We start from the raw sequence: 15,057 nt of genomic DNA, 5'->3' as shown, positions 1-15,057 counted from the left end.
CGGATCGGGCGACGTGTTCGCCCGGCCGCTCGCAAGGAGTCAGTGTGGACATTTTCGAGCATCAGGGCAGGGCTGTGGCCTTCGAGCGTTCCGGTAGCGGCACGCCGGTGGTCTTCCTGCACAACGCGGGCACCCAACGCCACATCTGGGACGACCAGGTGGCGACGCTGCGCCGCGACCACGAGGTGTTCGCCCTCGACCTGCCCGGTTACGGCGAATCCGACCAGCCCGCCGACGGCTACCGGCTGGCCGACTACGTGCGGATGCTCGGCGCCTTCCTCGACGCCTACCAGCTCACCGACGTGGTCCTGGTCGGCAACTGTCTCGGCAGCGCCACCTCGCTGAGCTACACGATGAGCCATCCGGACCGGGTGCGGGCCCTCGTCTTGATCAACCCGCTGACCTGGGACACCGTCAGCTCCGGGCAGTCGGCGGCGATGGCCTGGGCGGATGCCCGGCTGCCGCTCGGACCGCTGGCCCGCAGGCTGGCGCTGCCCGGTCGCGCGGTCTCGCTGATCGTCGGCAATCAGCTCGGCGCACGCGGCAAGCGCCAGGGCCTGCAACACTCCCCACGCCTGCGCGCCCACTGGTCCGATCGCGGCCGCCTGCACGCCCTGCACGAGCTGGTCCAGGACTTCCCCACCTACGCCGCGCTGGATCAGTTCGACCCACCGGCGGGCTTCCCGCCGATCTGCACGATCTGGGGCAAGCAGAACCGCATCCTCTCGGCCCGCGCGGGCGCCCGCCTCAACCGCGCCCTGCGCGCCCAGCCCGGGGTCGAGCTGCCGGACTGCGGCCACCTGCCCATGGTGGAGGACCCGGACCAGGTCACCGCGATCATCACCGAGTTCCTGGCGACCGCGAGCCGGTCCAGCGTCCCGAAGGCGGTCGGGGGTCCCTGACCGCTCGGCTCACAGCGGCGCCGCGGTCGGATAGAGCTCGGTGAAGCTGTCCGACCGGACACCGCAACCGGCGCACTCGAATTCGACGCCGATGGTCAGCAACCAGTGGATCCGGGTGTGACACGTGTCGCACATGAAGTCGACGCCCTCGGCGTGACAGCACGGACGCTTGCGGATGAACCATTCGGCGCGATGTCGGCAGGGCACGGTATCGAAGCGGAAGGTGCAGCCCGGCGCGGCCGGGAGCGGGGCGACGATCGACTCGAAAGTCGTTGCGGCCGTGGTGGAGTTCATCGGCGGTACCTTCCGGCGGGGCATCACGGTCGAGGACCGGCGGATCAGCTCGGATCCACAACCTGGTGATCGTTCGCTCAATATTTGCCGTTACCGGGTGTAGATTCTGTGTCCGATACGCCCGTAACTCCCCGCCCACCGGGTTTGATGCGACACCTTCCGGGAACCCGGTCGAATAGAGCCGTCGAGGAAAGGGATCCGTCATGTTGTTACGCCGACTTGCCCGCCCGCTTTTGGCCACTGTCTTCGTCGTGGAGGGTGTCGATACGTTGCGGCACCCGGAATCACGCGTGAAGGCGGCGACCGAGCTGGTGCAGCGAGGCCAGCGTCAGCTTCCGGAGGAATATGCCGCGAAGTTGCCGAACGATCCGGGGACCGTTGTCCGGATCAATGCGGGTGCCCAGGTAGCTGGTGGTGTGCTGCTTGCCCTCGGCAAGGCGCCACGCCTGGCCGCGCTGGTCTTGGCCGCGACCGTCATCCCGGCCACGGTCACCGAACAGGACTTCTGGAACGAACCGGACCCGGCGCAGAAGGCGGTCAAGCGAAACGCGTTCCTCAAGGATCTCGGCCTGCTCGGCGGGTTGATGATCGCCGCAGCCGACACCGAGGGCAAGCCGTCGCTGGGCTGGCGCGGTAAGCGGGCCGCCAGGGACGCCGCCGCGACGGTCACCGCCGCGCTGCCGTTCACCGGCTCCTCGGACGGCGCGACCGGTGAGGTGCTGAAACGCCGGGCGCACGAAGTCGCCTCGGCGGCAGGCAGTTTCGGCAGCGCCGCGGCGGCCAAGGGCTCCGAGCTGGCCGAGACCGTGCAGCAGCACAGCCCCGAATGGGCCGCTGCGGCAAAGGAACACGCCGCCCCGCTGGCCGATGTGGCCAAGGAGCGCGGCGCGGAACTGGCCGATGTCGCCAAGCACCGCGGCGCCGAATGGGCCGAACTCGCGCGCGAGCGCGGACCGAAGTGGGCCGAGCTGGCCCGCGAGCGCGGCGCCGAGCTGGCGGAGCTGGCCCGGGAACGCGGCGCGGAACTGGCCGACGTGGCCAAGCACCGCGGCGCAGAATGGGCCGAACTCGCCAAGGAGCGCGGCGCGGAGTTCGCCGAGGTCGCCAAGGAACGCAGTGTCGAGTTGGCGGACACCGCGCGCGAGCGTGGTCCGGAACTCGCCGACACGGCGCGCAAGCGCGGCGGCAAGTTCGCCGACACCGCGCGGCACCGGGTGGAGAAAAGGCTGAACTGAGCCGAAAGCTACGCCGTCTCTTCGTATCCGACGGCGTGGTCGGCCAGCACGGCGTCCAGCGACCGCACCCTGTGGAAGCTGGGCGCCAGGCCGGTCACCTCCAGCGCGCGATCGACACAACGCGCCGAGGTGATCAACACCATTCGGCGCCTGGTCTTTTCGGCCTGCGTCTGGGCATCCACGAGCACCCGGAGCCCCGCGGCGCCCATGAAGGTGACCGGGGACAGGTCGAGCACGACCATGACGGGTCCGGCGCCGAACAACCGGCGGAGTTGATCACGGAAGCTCGGCGCGGTCCGTAGATCGATCTCGCCGTCCACCAGCATCATGGCGATGTCGCGGCGCGGGCAGCACACCGAAAAGCGAAGAACGTCAGTGGCTTCCAGTACCGACCGGTCCGGGGGTGGGGCAGCGAACCGGTCGTCGTCGTTGAGGGACATATGCCGACTCCTCGGCCTGTCACCGCACGGGACAGACCTGTCTACCTAGTGAAGCATGGCAGGTCGGCTCTGTACAGCGTTATGGTAAGAGGGTGACGGCAAGCGACGACACGATTGTCGGTGCCCGCGAACGGATCTTGTCCACTGCCTACGACTTGTTCACTCGCCGCAGCATCCGGGCTGTCGGCATCGATGAGGTGATCGCCAGGGCCGGCATCGCGAAAGCGACGCTGTATCGGCACTTTCGCACCAAGGACGAGTTGATCCTCGCGGTCCTGGCCCGGCGCGAGCTCGTGTGGACCTTCGGCATGGTCGAACAGCAGTCCAGCCGGCGTGGCAATACCGCCGAGGAGCGACTGCTCGCCATCTTCGACGTGTTCGACGACTGGTTCGGCACCGAGGGATTCGAGTCGTGCACCTTCGTCAATGTGCTGCTGGAGATGGGCGCGGATCATCCGGCCGGGCGGGCCAGCATCGATCACCTCGGCACGATTCGCGGCGTCGTCCGGGCGCGCGCCGAGGAGGCGGGCCTGCGCGATCCGGACGACTTCGCCAGGTCCTGGCACATTCTGATGAAGGGCTCGATCGTCTCCGCCACCGAGGGCGACCGGCAGGCGGCGCGGCGGGCCCAATCGATGGGCCGGGCGCTCATCGACAGCCACCGCACCCAGCCTGCGGCCTGAGCGCTCAGCTCGTCGCCTGTTTGCCCAGCGCACCCGCGAACAGCAGCCCGCCGATGACCGCGGCGGGCACGCCGAGCGCGATGGTGCCGATGATCGCGCCGATCGGGGCCGCGGCGGCCCCGGTGACCAGGCAGCCGCCGAGGAAGCCGGGGACGGCCAGCACGCCGATCGTCGGGACCGCCGCCGCCGCGCCGACCAGGGCGCCGCCCGCGATACAGCCGACACCCGCGCCGATCGCGGTGCCGATCAGCGTGCCGAGCGCGACGCCGAGGCCGGCGACCGTGGCGAAGTTCATCACCGCGGTGTTGAAGTCGGTGGATTGCGGGTCGATGGCGATGTCGCGCAGCGCGGCCGGCGCGAGGTCGGCCGCGGCCGGGTCGGTGTTCGGGGTGAGGGTGGCGGTGTTGCCCTCGATCTTCGCTGTGATCGGCCACACTTTGCCGTCGCGCTGATAGCTGAGCGGCATCGAAACGAGCAGGCGTCCGGCCCGATCGCTGAGCCGGAATTGCCCGTCGGCCGCGGCCAGCGCGCCCGCGTCGGTGCTCAGCACCACCGATTTGTCGACCACGCCTGCGGTGTAGTGAATTTCGGGTACTCCCGGTTCGGCATGCGATGTACCCGCCGAACCGACCAGTGCGGCAACCGTGCACGCGGCCAGGGTCACGAATGTTGTTCTGCCCATGGGGATCCCTCATCTTCTCGCCTCGGCACAATCCGGGCGCGCGGTCACCAGTACGCCGACGGCGCACTGTTGAGTACGAAAGTTGTTGCAGAGAAGCACTATTGGCGATTCAGCGAGACTGGTCGGGTCGCCGTGCGCAGCGGTGGTCGCTACCGCGGAAGGACGCTAGCCCCAGTCGGGTTCGCAGTGCAACCACTGTTCGCCGAGTGTCACCCAGCTCACATCGTCCGCCGCGGTGTGGGCAGATCACCCGAAATTGCCGGGAACTACAGGACGTAGTGGGCCGACTAAGTGGCTATGCAGCGAACAGCCATGCGGATCAGCCCGCAGGGAGACTTCGGTGTGGTGGTCGAGGACTTCGACCCCACATCGCACGAGGACATCCGTGCGGTCAAGCGTGCCGTCTACCGCGAGCGGATCGCGGTGATCAAGGGCATCGAGCTCGATCCGCACCAATTCGTCGCGCTGGCAGGCGGTTTCGGCGAGCCGATCCGGTACTACGAGCCGATCTATCACCACCCGGACGTGCCCGAGGTGTTCGTCTCGTCCAACGTGGAGACCGGCAAGCAGCGGGTCGGGGTGCCGAAGACCGGGAAGTTCTGGCATTCGGACTACCAGTTCATGGCGCGCCCGTTCGACCTGACCTTCACCCACACCCAGGTGGTGCCGACGCACAGCCGCGGCACCTTTTTCATCGACCTGGCCCGCGCGTATCAGCAGCTCAGCCCTGCATTGCGGGACGCGGTCGCCGGCACGACGGCGACGCACAGTGTCCGTCGCTACTTCAAGATCCGGCCCAGCGATGTCTATCGGCCCATTTCGGAGCTGCTCGCCGAGATCGACCGCAAGACGCCGCCGGTAACGCTGCCGACGGTGCACCCGCATCCGCATACCGGTGAGCCGATCGTGTACGTCAGCGAGGGTCTCACCGAGTCGATCACCGCGACAGACGGCGCCGACCGACCCGACCTGCTGCACGAACTACTCACTGCCACAGGTCAACTCGATGATACCTTCGAACATCCGGCGATCCGGTTGCAGACCTTCGAGCGGGGCGACCTGCTCATCTGGGACAACCGCAGCCTGGTGCACCGGGCGCTGCACAACTCCACCTGTGAGCCCGCGGTGTCGCATCGGGTGACCGTGTACGACGACGAGGGCATCCCGGCATGACCGGCGAGGTGTTCCCCAACGATCCGTCGCTGCTGTCGGAGGTGCTGCGCTGTTACAAGCCGCACTGCCGGTATCTGCGCGAGCTGACGGTCCGGGCGCAAGGCGAACAGGCCACTGCCACTGGGACATTCGAGATCCCCGAGTCCTGCTACATCGATGCGACCGGGCATCTCAATTCGGTCGAGGTGAACATCTGCTACAACCAGATGCTCTATCAGACCATCGCGGTGCTGGTGCGGCACGGCGTCGGCCCGCTGTTCGGCGGCTGGACCATGGACGACTACTGGCGGCGTCAGCTGCCCGACATCCTGATCACCCGGCTCGACAGCGAGTATCGACGGCCGATCGATCCGCGGCGGTTCTCCGGCGAGTTCGTCCTTGTCGGGAGCCAGGAACGCACGCGCGCGAGCGACGGCGAACCGTTCACCTCGCTGGACACGTCGTTCCGGTGCTGGGACGACAACGGCGGGCAGTGCGCGGGCACCGTCCGATTGGCCATCGTGAACGCCGAGCGACCGCTGGGCGCGGCGCTGTGAGCGCACCCACCGTGACCTCGATCCTGGCCGAGCACGCGCGCAATCGGCCGGACACGCTGGCCATCGCGTGCGCCGGAGTGGGTCTCGACTACGCGCGGCTGCGTGCCGACAGCATCCGGCTGTCCCGCGCACTCCGAGCTCTCGGTATCGGCAAGAGCAGTCGAGTGGCGTATCTCGGTAAGGAATCCGTCTACTACTACGCGCTGTTCTTCGCCTGCGCGCGACTCGGCGCGGTGCTGGTACCGATCAACTTCCGGCTGACCGCGCCCGAGGTCGAGCACATCATGCGCGATTCGGGCAGCGCGCTGGTACTGGTCGACGCCGATACCGCCGACATCGCCCGCTCCGCCGCACCGCACGTACCCGCGGTCCAGTTGGATGGCGACGAGTTCGCCGACTGGCTGGCCGGCATCGCCGACCCGGATCTCGACGAACGACCATCGGGCCGCGACGACGCGGTGATCCAGCTCTACACCAGCGGGACCACCGGACTGCCCAAAGGCGTTGTGCTGGCCCAGCGCAGCTTCTTCGCCATCGCGGAGGCGCTCGATGCGGCCGAGCTGGACTGGCTCGATTTCCGCGACGGGGACCGCAACCTCATCGGCATACCGGGCTTCCACGTCGGTGGAATCTGGTGGGCCATGCAGGGTTTCGCGGCGGGGATCACCAATGTGGCGATGCCGAGGTTCGACAGCGGCACCGCGGTGGCGATCATCGAGGAGGCCCGGATCACCACGATGTGCGTCGTCCCGTCGATGCTGCGGCTGATCCTCGGCGAGCCGCGGGTGACGCCGGAGGCGGTCGGGTCGGTGCGCAAGGTCGTCTATGGCGGATCACCCATTTCGGAAACGCTGCTGCGGGAAGCGTTGGAGCTCTTCGGCGCCGAGTTCGCGCAGATCTACGGGCTGACCGAGACCGGGAACACCGCGATCTGCCTGCCGCCCAGGGACCACGTCGCGGGCAATCCGCGGTTGGCCGCCGCGGGCCGGCCGTATCCCGGTGTGTCCGCGCGGATCATCGATGCGTCCGGTGCGGAGCGGCCGACCGGGGAGGTCGGGGAGATCTGCCTGCACTCGCCGGCCGCCATGCTCGGGTACTGGAACCTGCCGGAGGCGACGGCCGAAACCCTGATCGACGGCTGGATTCACACCGGGGACGCCGGATACGCCGACGCCGACGGCTACCTGTACATCCGAGACCGGTTGAAGGACATGATCATTGTCGGCGGCGAGAACATCTATCCCGCCGAGATCGAGAACGCCCTCGCCCGGCACCCGGCCGTGGCGGACACGGCGGTGATCGGCGTACCGGACGACGTGCTCGGCGAATCGGTGCACGCGTTCGTCGCGTGCCGGCCGGGCGAGCAGGTCCGGGTGCGCGAGCTGATGACGTTCTGCCGAGAACACCTGGCGTGGTTCAAGATTCCGGTGCGCTTCGAGTTCGTCGACCGCATTCCGCGCAATCCGAGCGGCAAGATCCTGCGCTGGCAACTGCGCGACCGGTTCTGGGCCGAGCGGGAGAGACAGGTCAACTGAGCGTGCTGGAACCACTCACCTACGACACCGTCCGGGCGGACATCGCCGAACTGCTGTATCTGGAGCCGGACGAGCTGGACGACACCGACGATCTGTTCGCCGCGGGGTTGGATTCGGTGCGGTTGATCGGATTGATCGAGCGCTGGAAATCGCGCGGCGCCGCACCGGCTTTCGTGGATCTGGCGGAGAATCCGACGCTCGCCGGGTGGTGGGCACTGCTCGCGCCGCGGTCCGCGCCGTGAGTTCGGCCCGGCCGTTGACCTCCGCGCAGCTGGGTGTCTGGCTCGGGCAGCAGCTCGACCCGACCGCTGCGGTCTTCAATATCGCCGAGTACGTGGAGATTTCTGGGCCGCTGGCGGTGGATCTCTTGGTGAGCGCTATCCGTTCGGCAATCGATGAGGCTGCGGCGCTGCATGTTCGGTTCCTCGAGGACGGGCCGCGGCAGGTTGTGGAGTCACCCATCTGGGAAGTCCAGGTGGTGGATGTCTCGAATGAGTCGGATCCGCTGCGCGCCGCGTTGGAACTGATGGATCAGGACGTCTCGAAGCCGGTGTCCCTGACCGATGACATTCTGTTCGCGCACATCGTGTTTCGGCTCGATGCGCGGCGGACGCTCTGGTATCACCGGGTGCATCACATCCTGCTCGACGGTTACGGCATGGCACTCATCGCGCGTCGTGTCGCCGAGCTGTACTCGGCTTCCCTCGCTGGAACCGCGCCGCCCGCTTATGCATTCGGGTCCTGGGATGCCGTCTTGGCCGCCGATTCCGCCTATGCCGATTCCGCGGATCCAGATCGTGATCGCACGTTCTGGCTCGACTATCTCCGTGATCGTCCGGCACCGGTGACCTTGTCCGGTGCGGCCCCGCGCTCGACAGCGGTGGCGGGCCGGACGCTTAGGGCGTTCACCACTCTCGAAGCCGAGACGGTCGCGCTGCTGCGCGGCGTCGCGGAGACCTCGCGCGCCAACTGGACCGAGGTACTCACCGCCGCGATCGCCGCATACGTGCACCGGATGACCGGGGCCGGCGAGGTGTGTCTCGCGCTGCCGGTCATGCTGCGGACCGGCACGCCGGCGCTGCGGGTGCCGTGCATGACGCTCAACGGGGTGGCTCTGTGGGCCGACTTCGCGGACGATCCGACGCTGATCGAGCTGACCGGACAGGTCGCTCGTCACCTGGTGCGCAGTCGACGCCATCAGCGCTACCGCAGCGAGCAGGTGCGCCGCGACCTGGGTTTGGTCGGCAGCGATCGCAGCATGTACGGGCCGTCGGTCAACATCATGCTGTTCGACTACGACCTGCGCTTCGGTGAGTGCGCGAGCGCGGTGCACAACGTCACCGCGGGCATGATCGACGATCTGGTGTTCAACCTCTACGACCGGATCGATGGCACCGGACCCACGCTGTACCTCGACGGGCACCCGGGTGCGTATACGGCGGTCGAGTTGGCGACCCATCTGCGGCGCTTCACGACATTTCTCCGCCGAGTGCTGGACCAGCCGGCTCGGCCGCTCGATGCCGCAGATCTGTTTCTGCCTGACGAACGAGAGTGGTTGCTTGCCAACGGCTGTGGTGTTGATCGGCCTCGGCCCGACAGCACCGTGCACGACCTGCTTGCCGCGCAAGTGGCTCGCACCTCGACGGCGACCGCGCTCGTTGCCACCGAGACCGATGGCGCGACTCGCGCGCTCACGTATGCCGAACTGGCTACCCGGACGCGAGAATTGAGTACTGCGCTCACAACAGCGGGGGCTCGCTGCGGTGACACTGTAGCGGTCTTGCTTCCGCGCACCAGCGACGCGATCGCCGCGTTGTTCGCTGTACTCGCCTGTGGTGCAACATATGTTCCGCTGGACCCCGGACAGCCGGCACCGCGCTTGGCACTGCTCCTCGACGGACTGGACGGCAGCGGCGATGGGGCCGAACTCGGCGCGATCATCACTACGACCGCACTTGCTGCTCTGATCCCCGACGCGCTGCACGACCGCATCGTCGTCATCAACGAATTCCCGCCCGCCGCAATGACACTGGTTACCAACGAAGGATCGCCGCTTGACGGTGAAATCGCGGTGCGACCCGGCCAAGACCTCGGTGGAATCCCGGTCGGGCCAACGAACGCCACCGCGCCCCTGCGTGCACACCCTCCAGTTCGGTTGCACCCCGAGCATCCGGCGTGGGTCATCCACACCTCGGGCACCACCGGAGTTCCCAAAGCCGTGGTGATTTCGCATCGATCGGTGGTGAATCTGTACCACCACCATCGCGAGAACCTGATCGAGCCCGCGGTAGCGGCAGGTGGTGGGCGGCGGATGCGGGCGGCACTCACCGCTTCGATGACGTTCGATACGGCGTGGGAAGGGTTACTCTGGCTGCTCGCGGGACACGAGCTGCATTTCATCGATGACGACTTGCGCCGCGACCCTGACGGTCTGGTGCGCTACATCCGGGACCAGCGCATCGATTTCCTCGATGTCACACCGACTTTCGCACGAGAACTACTGAACGCCGGACTCCGCACCGGCGCCCACCGTCCGACGGTGATCGCGCTCGGCGGCGAGGCGGCCGATCCTGCGCTGTGGGCCGCGCTGCGAGCCGAACCGGGACTCTCGGTCTACAACCTGTACGGCCCAACCGAATGCACGGTCGATGCGACCTGGACGAGCATCAAAGGGTGTCCCCAGCCGTCCATCGGGGTTCCCGTCACCAATGGCCGCTGCTACGTACTCGATCGAGCCCTCCAACTGGTGCCGCCTGGGGTCGTCGGCGAACTGTATGTCGGCGGAATACCGGTCGGGCAGCGGTATCTCGGCCAGTCGGCAGCGACAGCGACGCGATTCGTGGCAGATCCGTTCGACTCGAACGGCAGCCGCCTCTACCGCACCGGCGATCTCGTGCGGTGGCACACGGACGGCCACCTCGAGTACTTGGGCCGCGGCGACAGCCAGATGTCGTTGCGCGGCTACCGGATCGAGGTCGGCGAAGTGGAGGCGGCCCTTGCCGCCCACGCGCAGGTCGACGCCGCCGCCGTGCGCATTCATGCGGAAGTCCTCGTGGCCTATGTTGTTCCTACCCCCGGTGCAGGCGAACCCGAAACGCAGTCCCTGCGGATGCACATGGCCGAACGACTGCCGGACTACATGGTGCCGTCGGTGTACGTCACGCTGGATCGCCTGCCGCACACCGCGAACGGAAAGCTGGACCGCACGGCGCTCCCGACACCGCCGGATGCCGAGTTCACCGAACGACCCGCAAGGACTCCCACCGAACGCGCCCTTGCCCGGCTCTTCGCCGAGGCACTGGAGGTCGAGTCGGTCGGCATCGATGACGACTTCTTCGCCCGCGGTGGGCATTCGCTGCGCGCCGCGCGGGTGCTGAACGGAATCAGGGAGGCCTTCGGGATCCGATGGGATCTGCGCGCCATGTTCGACACCCCTACCGTCGCCGGGCTGGCCGAACGCCTCGATTCGGGCCGGGACAGTGACGAAATGGCTTGGACCGTGGCCGATCTCGAAGCAGACACCCAGTTGGACAGCACCATCCGAGCGATGGCCGAAACACCGGCGACGCTGCGTACGGTGTTGCTCACCGGGGCGACCGGGTTCCTCGGAGCGTTCCTGCTCGCTGCTTTGCTCGAACGTACCGAATTACACGTCTACTGCCTGGTGCGGGCGAGCGATGATCGTGCCGCACTGGATCGAATCGAATCCGCTTTCGCCCGTTATGGTCTCGATAACACACGGACAGACGGCGCCCGAGTTACCGCGATAGCGGGCGACCTCGCTCTCCCCCAGCTCGGCCTGACACCCGAGTGCTACCAGGACCTGGCCGACACCGGCGACGCCATCGTCCACAACGGTGCCCGAGTCCATCACTTCGAGCCGTACTCCCGCTTGCGCCCGGCGAATGTCGAAGGCACCGAACGCATCCTGCGTCTCGCGACCACCGGCGCACCGAAACCGGTCCACTTCGTCTCCTCTATCGACACCGCCTTCGCCGTCGACGGCAACCCGCCGATCCTCACCGAGGACCGCCGAGTGGCGGCGACTTCGTTGCCGCACAACGGCTACGTGGCAAGCAAATGGGTAGCCGAGGGCCTGATGTATGCCGCCGCCGATCGCGGCATACCGGTCACGGTGTACCGCCCCGGCCGCATCGGCGGCCACTCTCTGACCGGCGCTTCCGGCCCCGATGACGCGTTCTGGAGCCTGATCCGCGCGATGGTCGTCCTCGAGGCCGTCCCGGCGGAGATCTACAACACGGGCACCATCGACCTGGTGCCGGTGGACTGGGTCGCCGCCACCATCACGCACCTTGTCGCCCACCGGCCTACGGCCCGGACCTTCCACCTGACCAGCCAACGCCCGCTGACGTTCGCCACCATCGTCGACGCACTACGCGACCGCGGCTACCCGGTCGAGGCCATCCCCGCGACGATCTGGCACGCCCGCCTGACCGCCATGGCGGATCGCGCGTCGGCACAGGACGACCACTCCTTGACCATCGCCCGCGCCCACGCGGCCCACCTGGCACCCGCCGGCGACGCCATCACCTGCGGCCGCGACAACCTCATCGATTCGGCTGTCCCCCAACCGGATTCCGCCACCGCACTCACCGCCGGGATCGACTATCTGATCGAAACCCGCTTCCTCCCACCGCCGCCTGCCCTGGCGCACCGATCGAAAAGGCACCCATGCTGATGAAACGCGCGCTGCTCCTGGCACTCGCGGCAACCACCCTCGCCGTCACCGGGTGCACCACCTCGGTGCCCGAAGCGACAGACAACAAACCCGCCTCCGCTACCGAGGGCGTCACCAAATACCCGGTATCCCTGGAGAATTGCGGCAAGACCTACACGTTCACCGAGGCGCCGAAGCGAGTCGTCGTGATGAACGGCGGTTCCGTCGGCGAGGTCTCCTCGCTCCTCGCACTCGGCGTCGCCGACCGCATCGTCGCCAACGCACAGTCCTACGGCACCTCCGACGTCCCGGACCGCGCCGCCGCCATCGATGCCCTCCCGACCGGCAACATCACCCCGAACAGCCTCCAGGACATCCCCCGCGAGGCGATGCTGAACCAGCACCCCGACCTGGTGATCTCCACCGGCGGTGGCGGTTTCGCCGCCGACCAGGGCTTCGCGACCCGCGACGAACTGGCCGCCGCGGGCGCCAATACCTATGTGCCCCGGGCGAACTGCGGCGTGACCGGGGCGGTCACCGGTACGCCGACGATCGAGGACAGCTACGCGCTGCTGCGCGATCTAGGCACCATGTTCGACGTGCCGGGCCGGGCCGAGCGCCTCATCGCCGATGCGCAGCAGGCCGTCGCGGAGACGGTGACCCGGGTCGCCGGGCAACCGAAGAAGAACGTGCTGCTCGTCTTCCCCGGCATGGGCATGGGCGGCGACTCGGACTTCTCCGCGATCGCGGCGGGCGGCATCTGGAACGACGTGATCGACAAGGCCGGCGGGGTGAACCCGTTCAACCGCGACGACGGCACCACCTTCGTGACGATCAGCAAGGAACAACTCGCGGTGACCCCGATCGACGGGCTCGTCGTGATCAACTACCGCAGCCCCGACATCGACGCGGTCGCCGAACGGATCCTCGCCCAGTTCCCCCAGTGGAACGCCACCAAGACCAATAACTATGCGGTGCTGTCGGATTCGATCTACCTCGGCCCGAGCAACGACCTCGCCGTGCGGCGCATCGCGAAACTGGTGCACCCCGAGCAGTTCCGATGACCCGCGTAACCACCCGCCCGCCGCTGGCGGCGACGCCGCTGCCGATCGCGCTCGCCGTGTCGGCGGCGGTATTGATCGCCGTGATGCTGCTGTCGATCGCGGCGGGCTCGGTCACCGTGTCCGCCGCCGACACCGGCCGGGTGATTCTCGCCCATATGTCCGGCAAGCCAGCGGATGTCGGCTTCACCGTCGACCAGATCGTCTGGAACTACCGGCTGCCCCGGGTGATCCTGGCCGCGCTGTGCGGCTGCGGCCTTGCGGTGGCCGGCGTGATTCTGCAAGCACTGGTGAACAATCCGCTGGCCGACCCGTACGTGCTCGGGCTGTCCTCCGGTGCGTCGCTCGGCGCGGTGACCGTGGTCGTCACGGCGGGCGGCGCGCTGGGCGGCATCGGGGTGTCCGCCGCCGCCTTCTGCGGAGCGATCGCGACCATCGCGGTGGTGTTCCTGCTCGGGCAGCAACGCGGCAGGCTGGTGCCGATCCGGCTGGTCCTGGCCGGTGTCGCGGTCGGCTATCTACTCCTGGCCGCCACGAACTATCTCCAGCTGCGGGCCACGCCGAATGAGCTACGCGCGGTGATGTTCTGGACGATGGGCAGCGTCGCCGGGGCGAGCTGGGATCGACTCGGGCCGGTCACCGTGGTGGTGCTGGTGACCGTCGCGGTGGTGCTCGCCTTCGGCCGCAGGCTCAACGTGCTCGGCACCGGCGACGAGCAGGCCACCGCGCTCGGCGTCGACGTGCGCACGCTGCGGATAATCCTGCTGGTGCTGGCCTCGCTGCTGACCGGCGTGCTGATCGCGGTGGCCGGCGGAATCGGCTTCGTCGGCTTGATGATTCCGCATGTGGTCCGGCTGGCCTTCGGGCAGGATCATCGGCGGGTGCTACCGCTGTCCGCGCTGATCGGCGCCGCGTATCTGGTTGCGGTGGACCTGCTTTCGCGGACCGTCGACGCGCCCAACGAGTTACCGCTCGGCATCTTCACCGCCGCGTTCGGCGCCCCGTTCTTCCTCTGGCTGCTGCGCCGCAACGGCGGTCTGACATGAGTTCCTCGGCCGAATTGTCCGTTGCCGGAGTGAGTATCACGTTCGGCGACGCCCCCGTGCTCGACAAGGTGACCCTGCACGCGCCGCCGGGCACAGTCGTCGGCATCGTCGGCCCCAACGGCAGCGGCAAGACCACACTGCTGCGCACCATCTATCGATCACTGCAACCCGCCACCGGGATCGTCACGATCGATGGTACCGACATCTCCGGGATGTCGATCCGCACCGCGGCCCGTACCACGGCGGCTGTGCTCCAGAATGGTTCCGGCTCAACCGAACTCACCGTCACCGAGGTGGTCGGCCTCGGCCGCAATCCACATCACGGCCTGTTCAGCCGGGACACCGCGACCGACCACGACGCCGTCACCGACGCCATGGCCAGGACCGGCGTCACCGCCTACGCCGACCGCACCATCGGCTCGCTGTCCGGCGGCGAACGCCAACGCGTCCTGCTCGCCCGCGCGCTCGCCCAACAACCGCGCCTGCTGGTGCTCGACGAACTGACCAACCACCTCGACGTCCGCGCCCGCTTCGAACTCCTCGACCTGATCCGCTCGACCGCCATCACCACCCTCGCGGTGCTGCACGAACTCGACCTCGCCGTGCGCTGCTGCGACCGCCTGGTCGTGCTCGATCACGGCAGCGTCGTCGCCGCGGGCGAGGTCCTGGAGGTGATGACGCCCGAACTACTCCGAAAGGTCTTCGGCGTGCACGCCACCGCCGCACGGCACGACGACGGAATCGTCCGATTGCACTACGCCGCAAACCCTTTGGCGGACGCTTGAGTCGAGA

The 15,057-nt window shown here is 67.8% G+C and carries 14 protein-coding genes; 11 read left to right on the top strand and 3 right to left on the bottom strand.

Annotated features, from left to right (window positions below; all coding sequences use genetic code 11):
- Positions 1-44 precede the first annotated feature (44 nt).
- On the top strand, positions 45-902 hold the full coding sequence (locus tag AB0M22_RS00130; RefSeq protein WP_364718992.1) for an alpha/beta fold hydrolase: 858 nt from the start codon (positions 45-47) through the stop codon (positions 900-902).
- Between the two features lie 9 nt (positions 903-911).
- On the opposite strand, the gene AB0M22_RS00125 is transcribed toward AB0M22_RS00130, so the two are convergent.
- A complete protein-coding gene (locus AB0M22_RS00125; RefSeq protein WP_364718990.1) occupies positions 912-1,196 on the bottom strand; it encodes a hypothetical protein in 285 nt (94 codons plus the stop codon).
- 203 nt (positions 1,197-1,399) lie between these two features.
- Here AB0M22_RS00125 and AB0M22_RS00120 point away from each other — a divergent pair, with 203 nt between their 5' ends.
- Entirely contained in the window at positions 1,400-2,431 is a 1,032-nt protein-coding gene (locus AB0M22_RS00120) for a DoxX family protein (RefSeq protein ID WP_364718987.1), read from the top strand.
- Between the two features lie 8 nt (positions 2,432-2,439).
- Here AB0M22_RS00120 and AB0M22_RS00115 read toward each other — a convergent pair whose 3' ends face one another.
- Entirely contained in the window at positions 2,440-2,871 is a 432-nt protein-coding gene (locus AB0M22_RS00115; protein WP_364718985.1) for an STAS domain-containing protein, read from the bottom strand.
- A gap of 92 nt (positions 2,872-2,963) precedes the next feature.
- Here AB0M22_RS00115 and AB0M22_RS00110 point away from each other — a divergent pair, with 92 nt between their 5' ends.
- On the top strand, positions 2,964-3,554 hold the full coding sequence (locus AB0M22_RS00110) for a helix-turn-helix domain-containing protein (protein WP_364718982.1): 591 nt from the start codon (positions 2,964-2,966) through the stop codon (positions 3,552-3,554).
- Positions 3,555-3,558: 4 nt separating this feature from the next.
- Here AB0M22_RS00110 and AB0M22_RS00105 read toward each other — a convergent pair whose 3' ends face one another.
- On the bottom strand, positions 3,559-4,236 hold the full coding sequence (locus tag AB0M22_RS00105; RefSeq protein WP_364718979.1) for a hypothetical protein: 678 nt from the start codon (positions 4,234-4,236) through the stop codon (positions 3,559-3,561).
- 297 nt (positions 4,237-4,533) lie between these two features.
- Between AB0M22_RS00105 and AB0M22_RS00100 the strand changes: the two genes are divergently transcribed.
- The 8 genes from AB0M22_RS00100 to AB0M22_RS00065 are packed head-to-tail and all read left to right on the top strand — an operon-like array spanning position 4,534 to position 15,050.
- Positions 4,534-5,409 carry a TauD/TfdA family dioxygenase gene (locus AB0M22_RS00100; protein WP_364718977.1) on the top strand — a complete coding sequence of 292 codons (876 nt, stop codon included), beginning with the start codon at positions 4,534-4,536 and terminating at the stop codon, positions 5,407-5,409.
- Positions 5,406-5,945, top strand: a complete 540-nt coding sequence (locus tag AB0M22_RS00095; protein ID WP_364718974.1) for an FcoT family thioesterase — start codon at positions 5,406-5,408, stop codon at positions 5,943-5,945. The genes AB0M22_RS00100 and AB0M22_RS00095 overlap by 4 nt, the downstream gene beginning before the upstream one ends.
- On the top strand, positions 5,942-7,480 hold the full coding sequence (locus tag AB0M22_RS00090) for a long-chain-fatty-acid--CoA ligase (RefSeq protein ID WP_364718972.1): 1,539 nt from the start codon (positions 5,942-5,944) through the stop codon (positions 7,478-7,480). Before AB0M22_RS00095 ends, AB0M22_RS00090 begins: the two co-directional genes overlap by 4 nt.
- A gap of 2 nt (positions 7,481-7,482) precedes the next feature.
- Complete coding sequence (locus AB0M22_RS00085; RefSeq protein ID WP_364718969.1) at positions 7,483-7,722, top strand: phosphopantetheine-binding protein; 240 nt, start codon at positions 7,483-7,485, stop codon at positions 7,720-7,722.
- On the top strand, positions 7,686-12,179 hold the full coding sequence (locus AB0M22_RS00080; RefSeq protein ID WP_364718966.1) for an amino acid adenylation domain-containing protein: 4,494 nt from the start codon (positions 7,686-7,688) through the stop codon (positions 12,177-12,179). The genes AB0M22_RS00085 and AB0M22_RS00080 overlap by 37 nt, the downstream gene beginning before the upstream one ends.
- Positions 12,173-13,222: an ABC transporter substrate-binding protein gene (locus AB0M22_RS00075; protein ID WP_364718963.1), complete on the top strand. Its 1,050-nt coding sequence runs from the start codon at positions 12,173-12,175 to the stop codon at positions 13,220-13,222. The genes AB0M22_RS00080 and AB0M22_RS00075 overlap by 7 nt, the downstream gene beginning before the upstream one ends.
- Positions 13,219-14,265, top strand: a complete 1,047-nt coding sequence (locus AB0M22_RS00070; RefSeq protein WP_364718960.1) for an iron ABC transporter permease — start codon at positions 13,219-13,221, stop codon at positions 14,263-14,265. Before AB0M22_RS00075 ends, AB0M22_RS00070 begins: the two co-directional genes overlap by 4 nt.
- Positions 14,262-15,050, top strand: a complete 789-nt coding sequence (locus AB0M22_RS00065) for an ABC transporter ATP-binding protein (protein WP_364718957.1) — start codon at positions 14,262-14,264, stop codon at positions 15,048-15,050. The genes AB0M22_RS00070 and AB0M22_RS00065 overlap by 4 nt, the downstream gene beginning before the upstream one ends.
- Positions 15,051-15,057 lie beyond the last annotated feature (7 nt).

This window comes from Nocardia sp. NPDC051756, from assembly GCF_040681495.1.
Classification (GTDB): Bacteria; Actinomycetota; Actinomycetes; order Mycobacteriales; family Mycobacteriaceae; genus Nocardia.
Note: the sequence above shows the minus strand (reverse complement) of the source record. Positions and strands in the feature narration are given on the sequence as shown.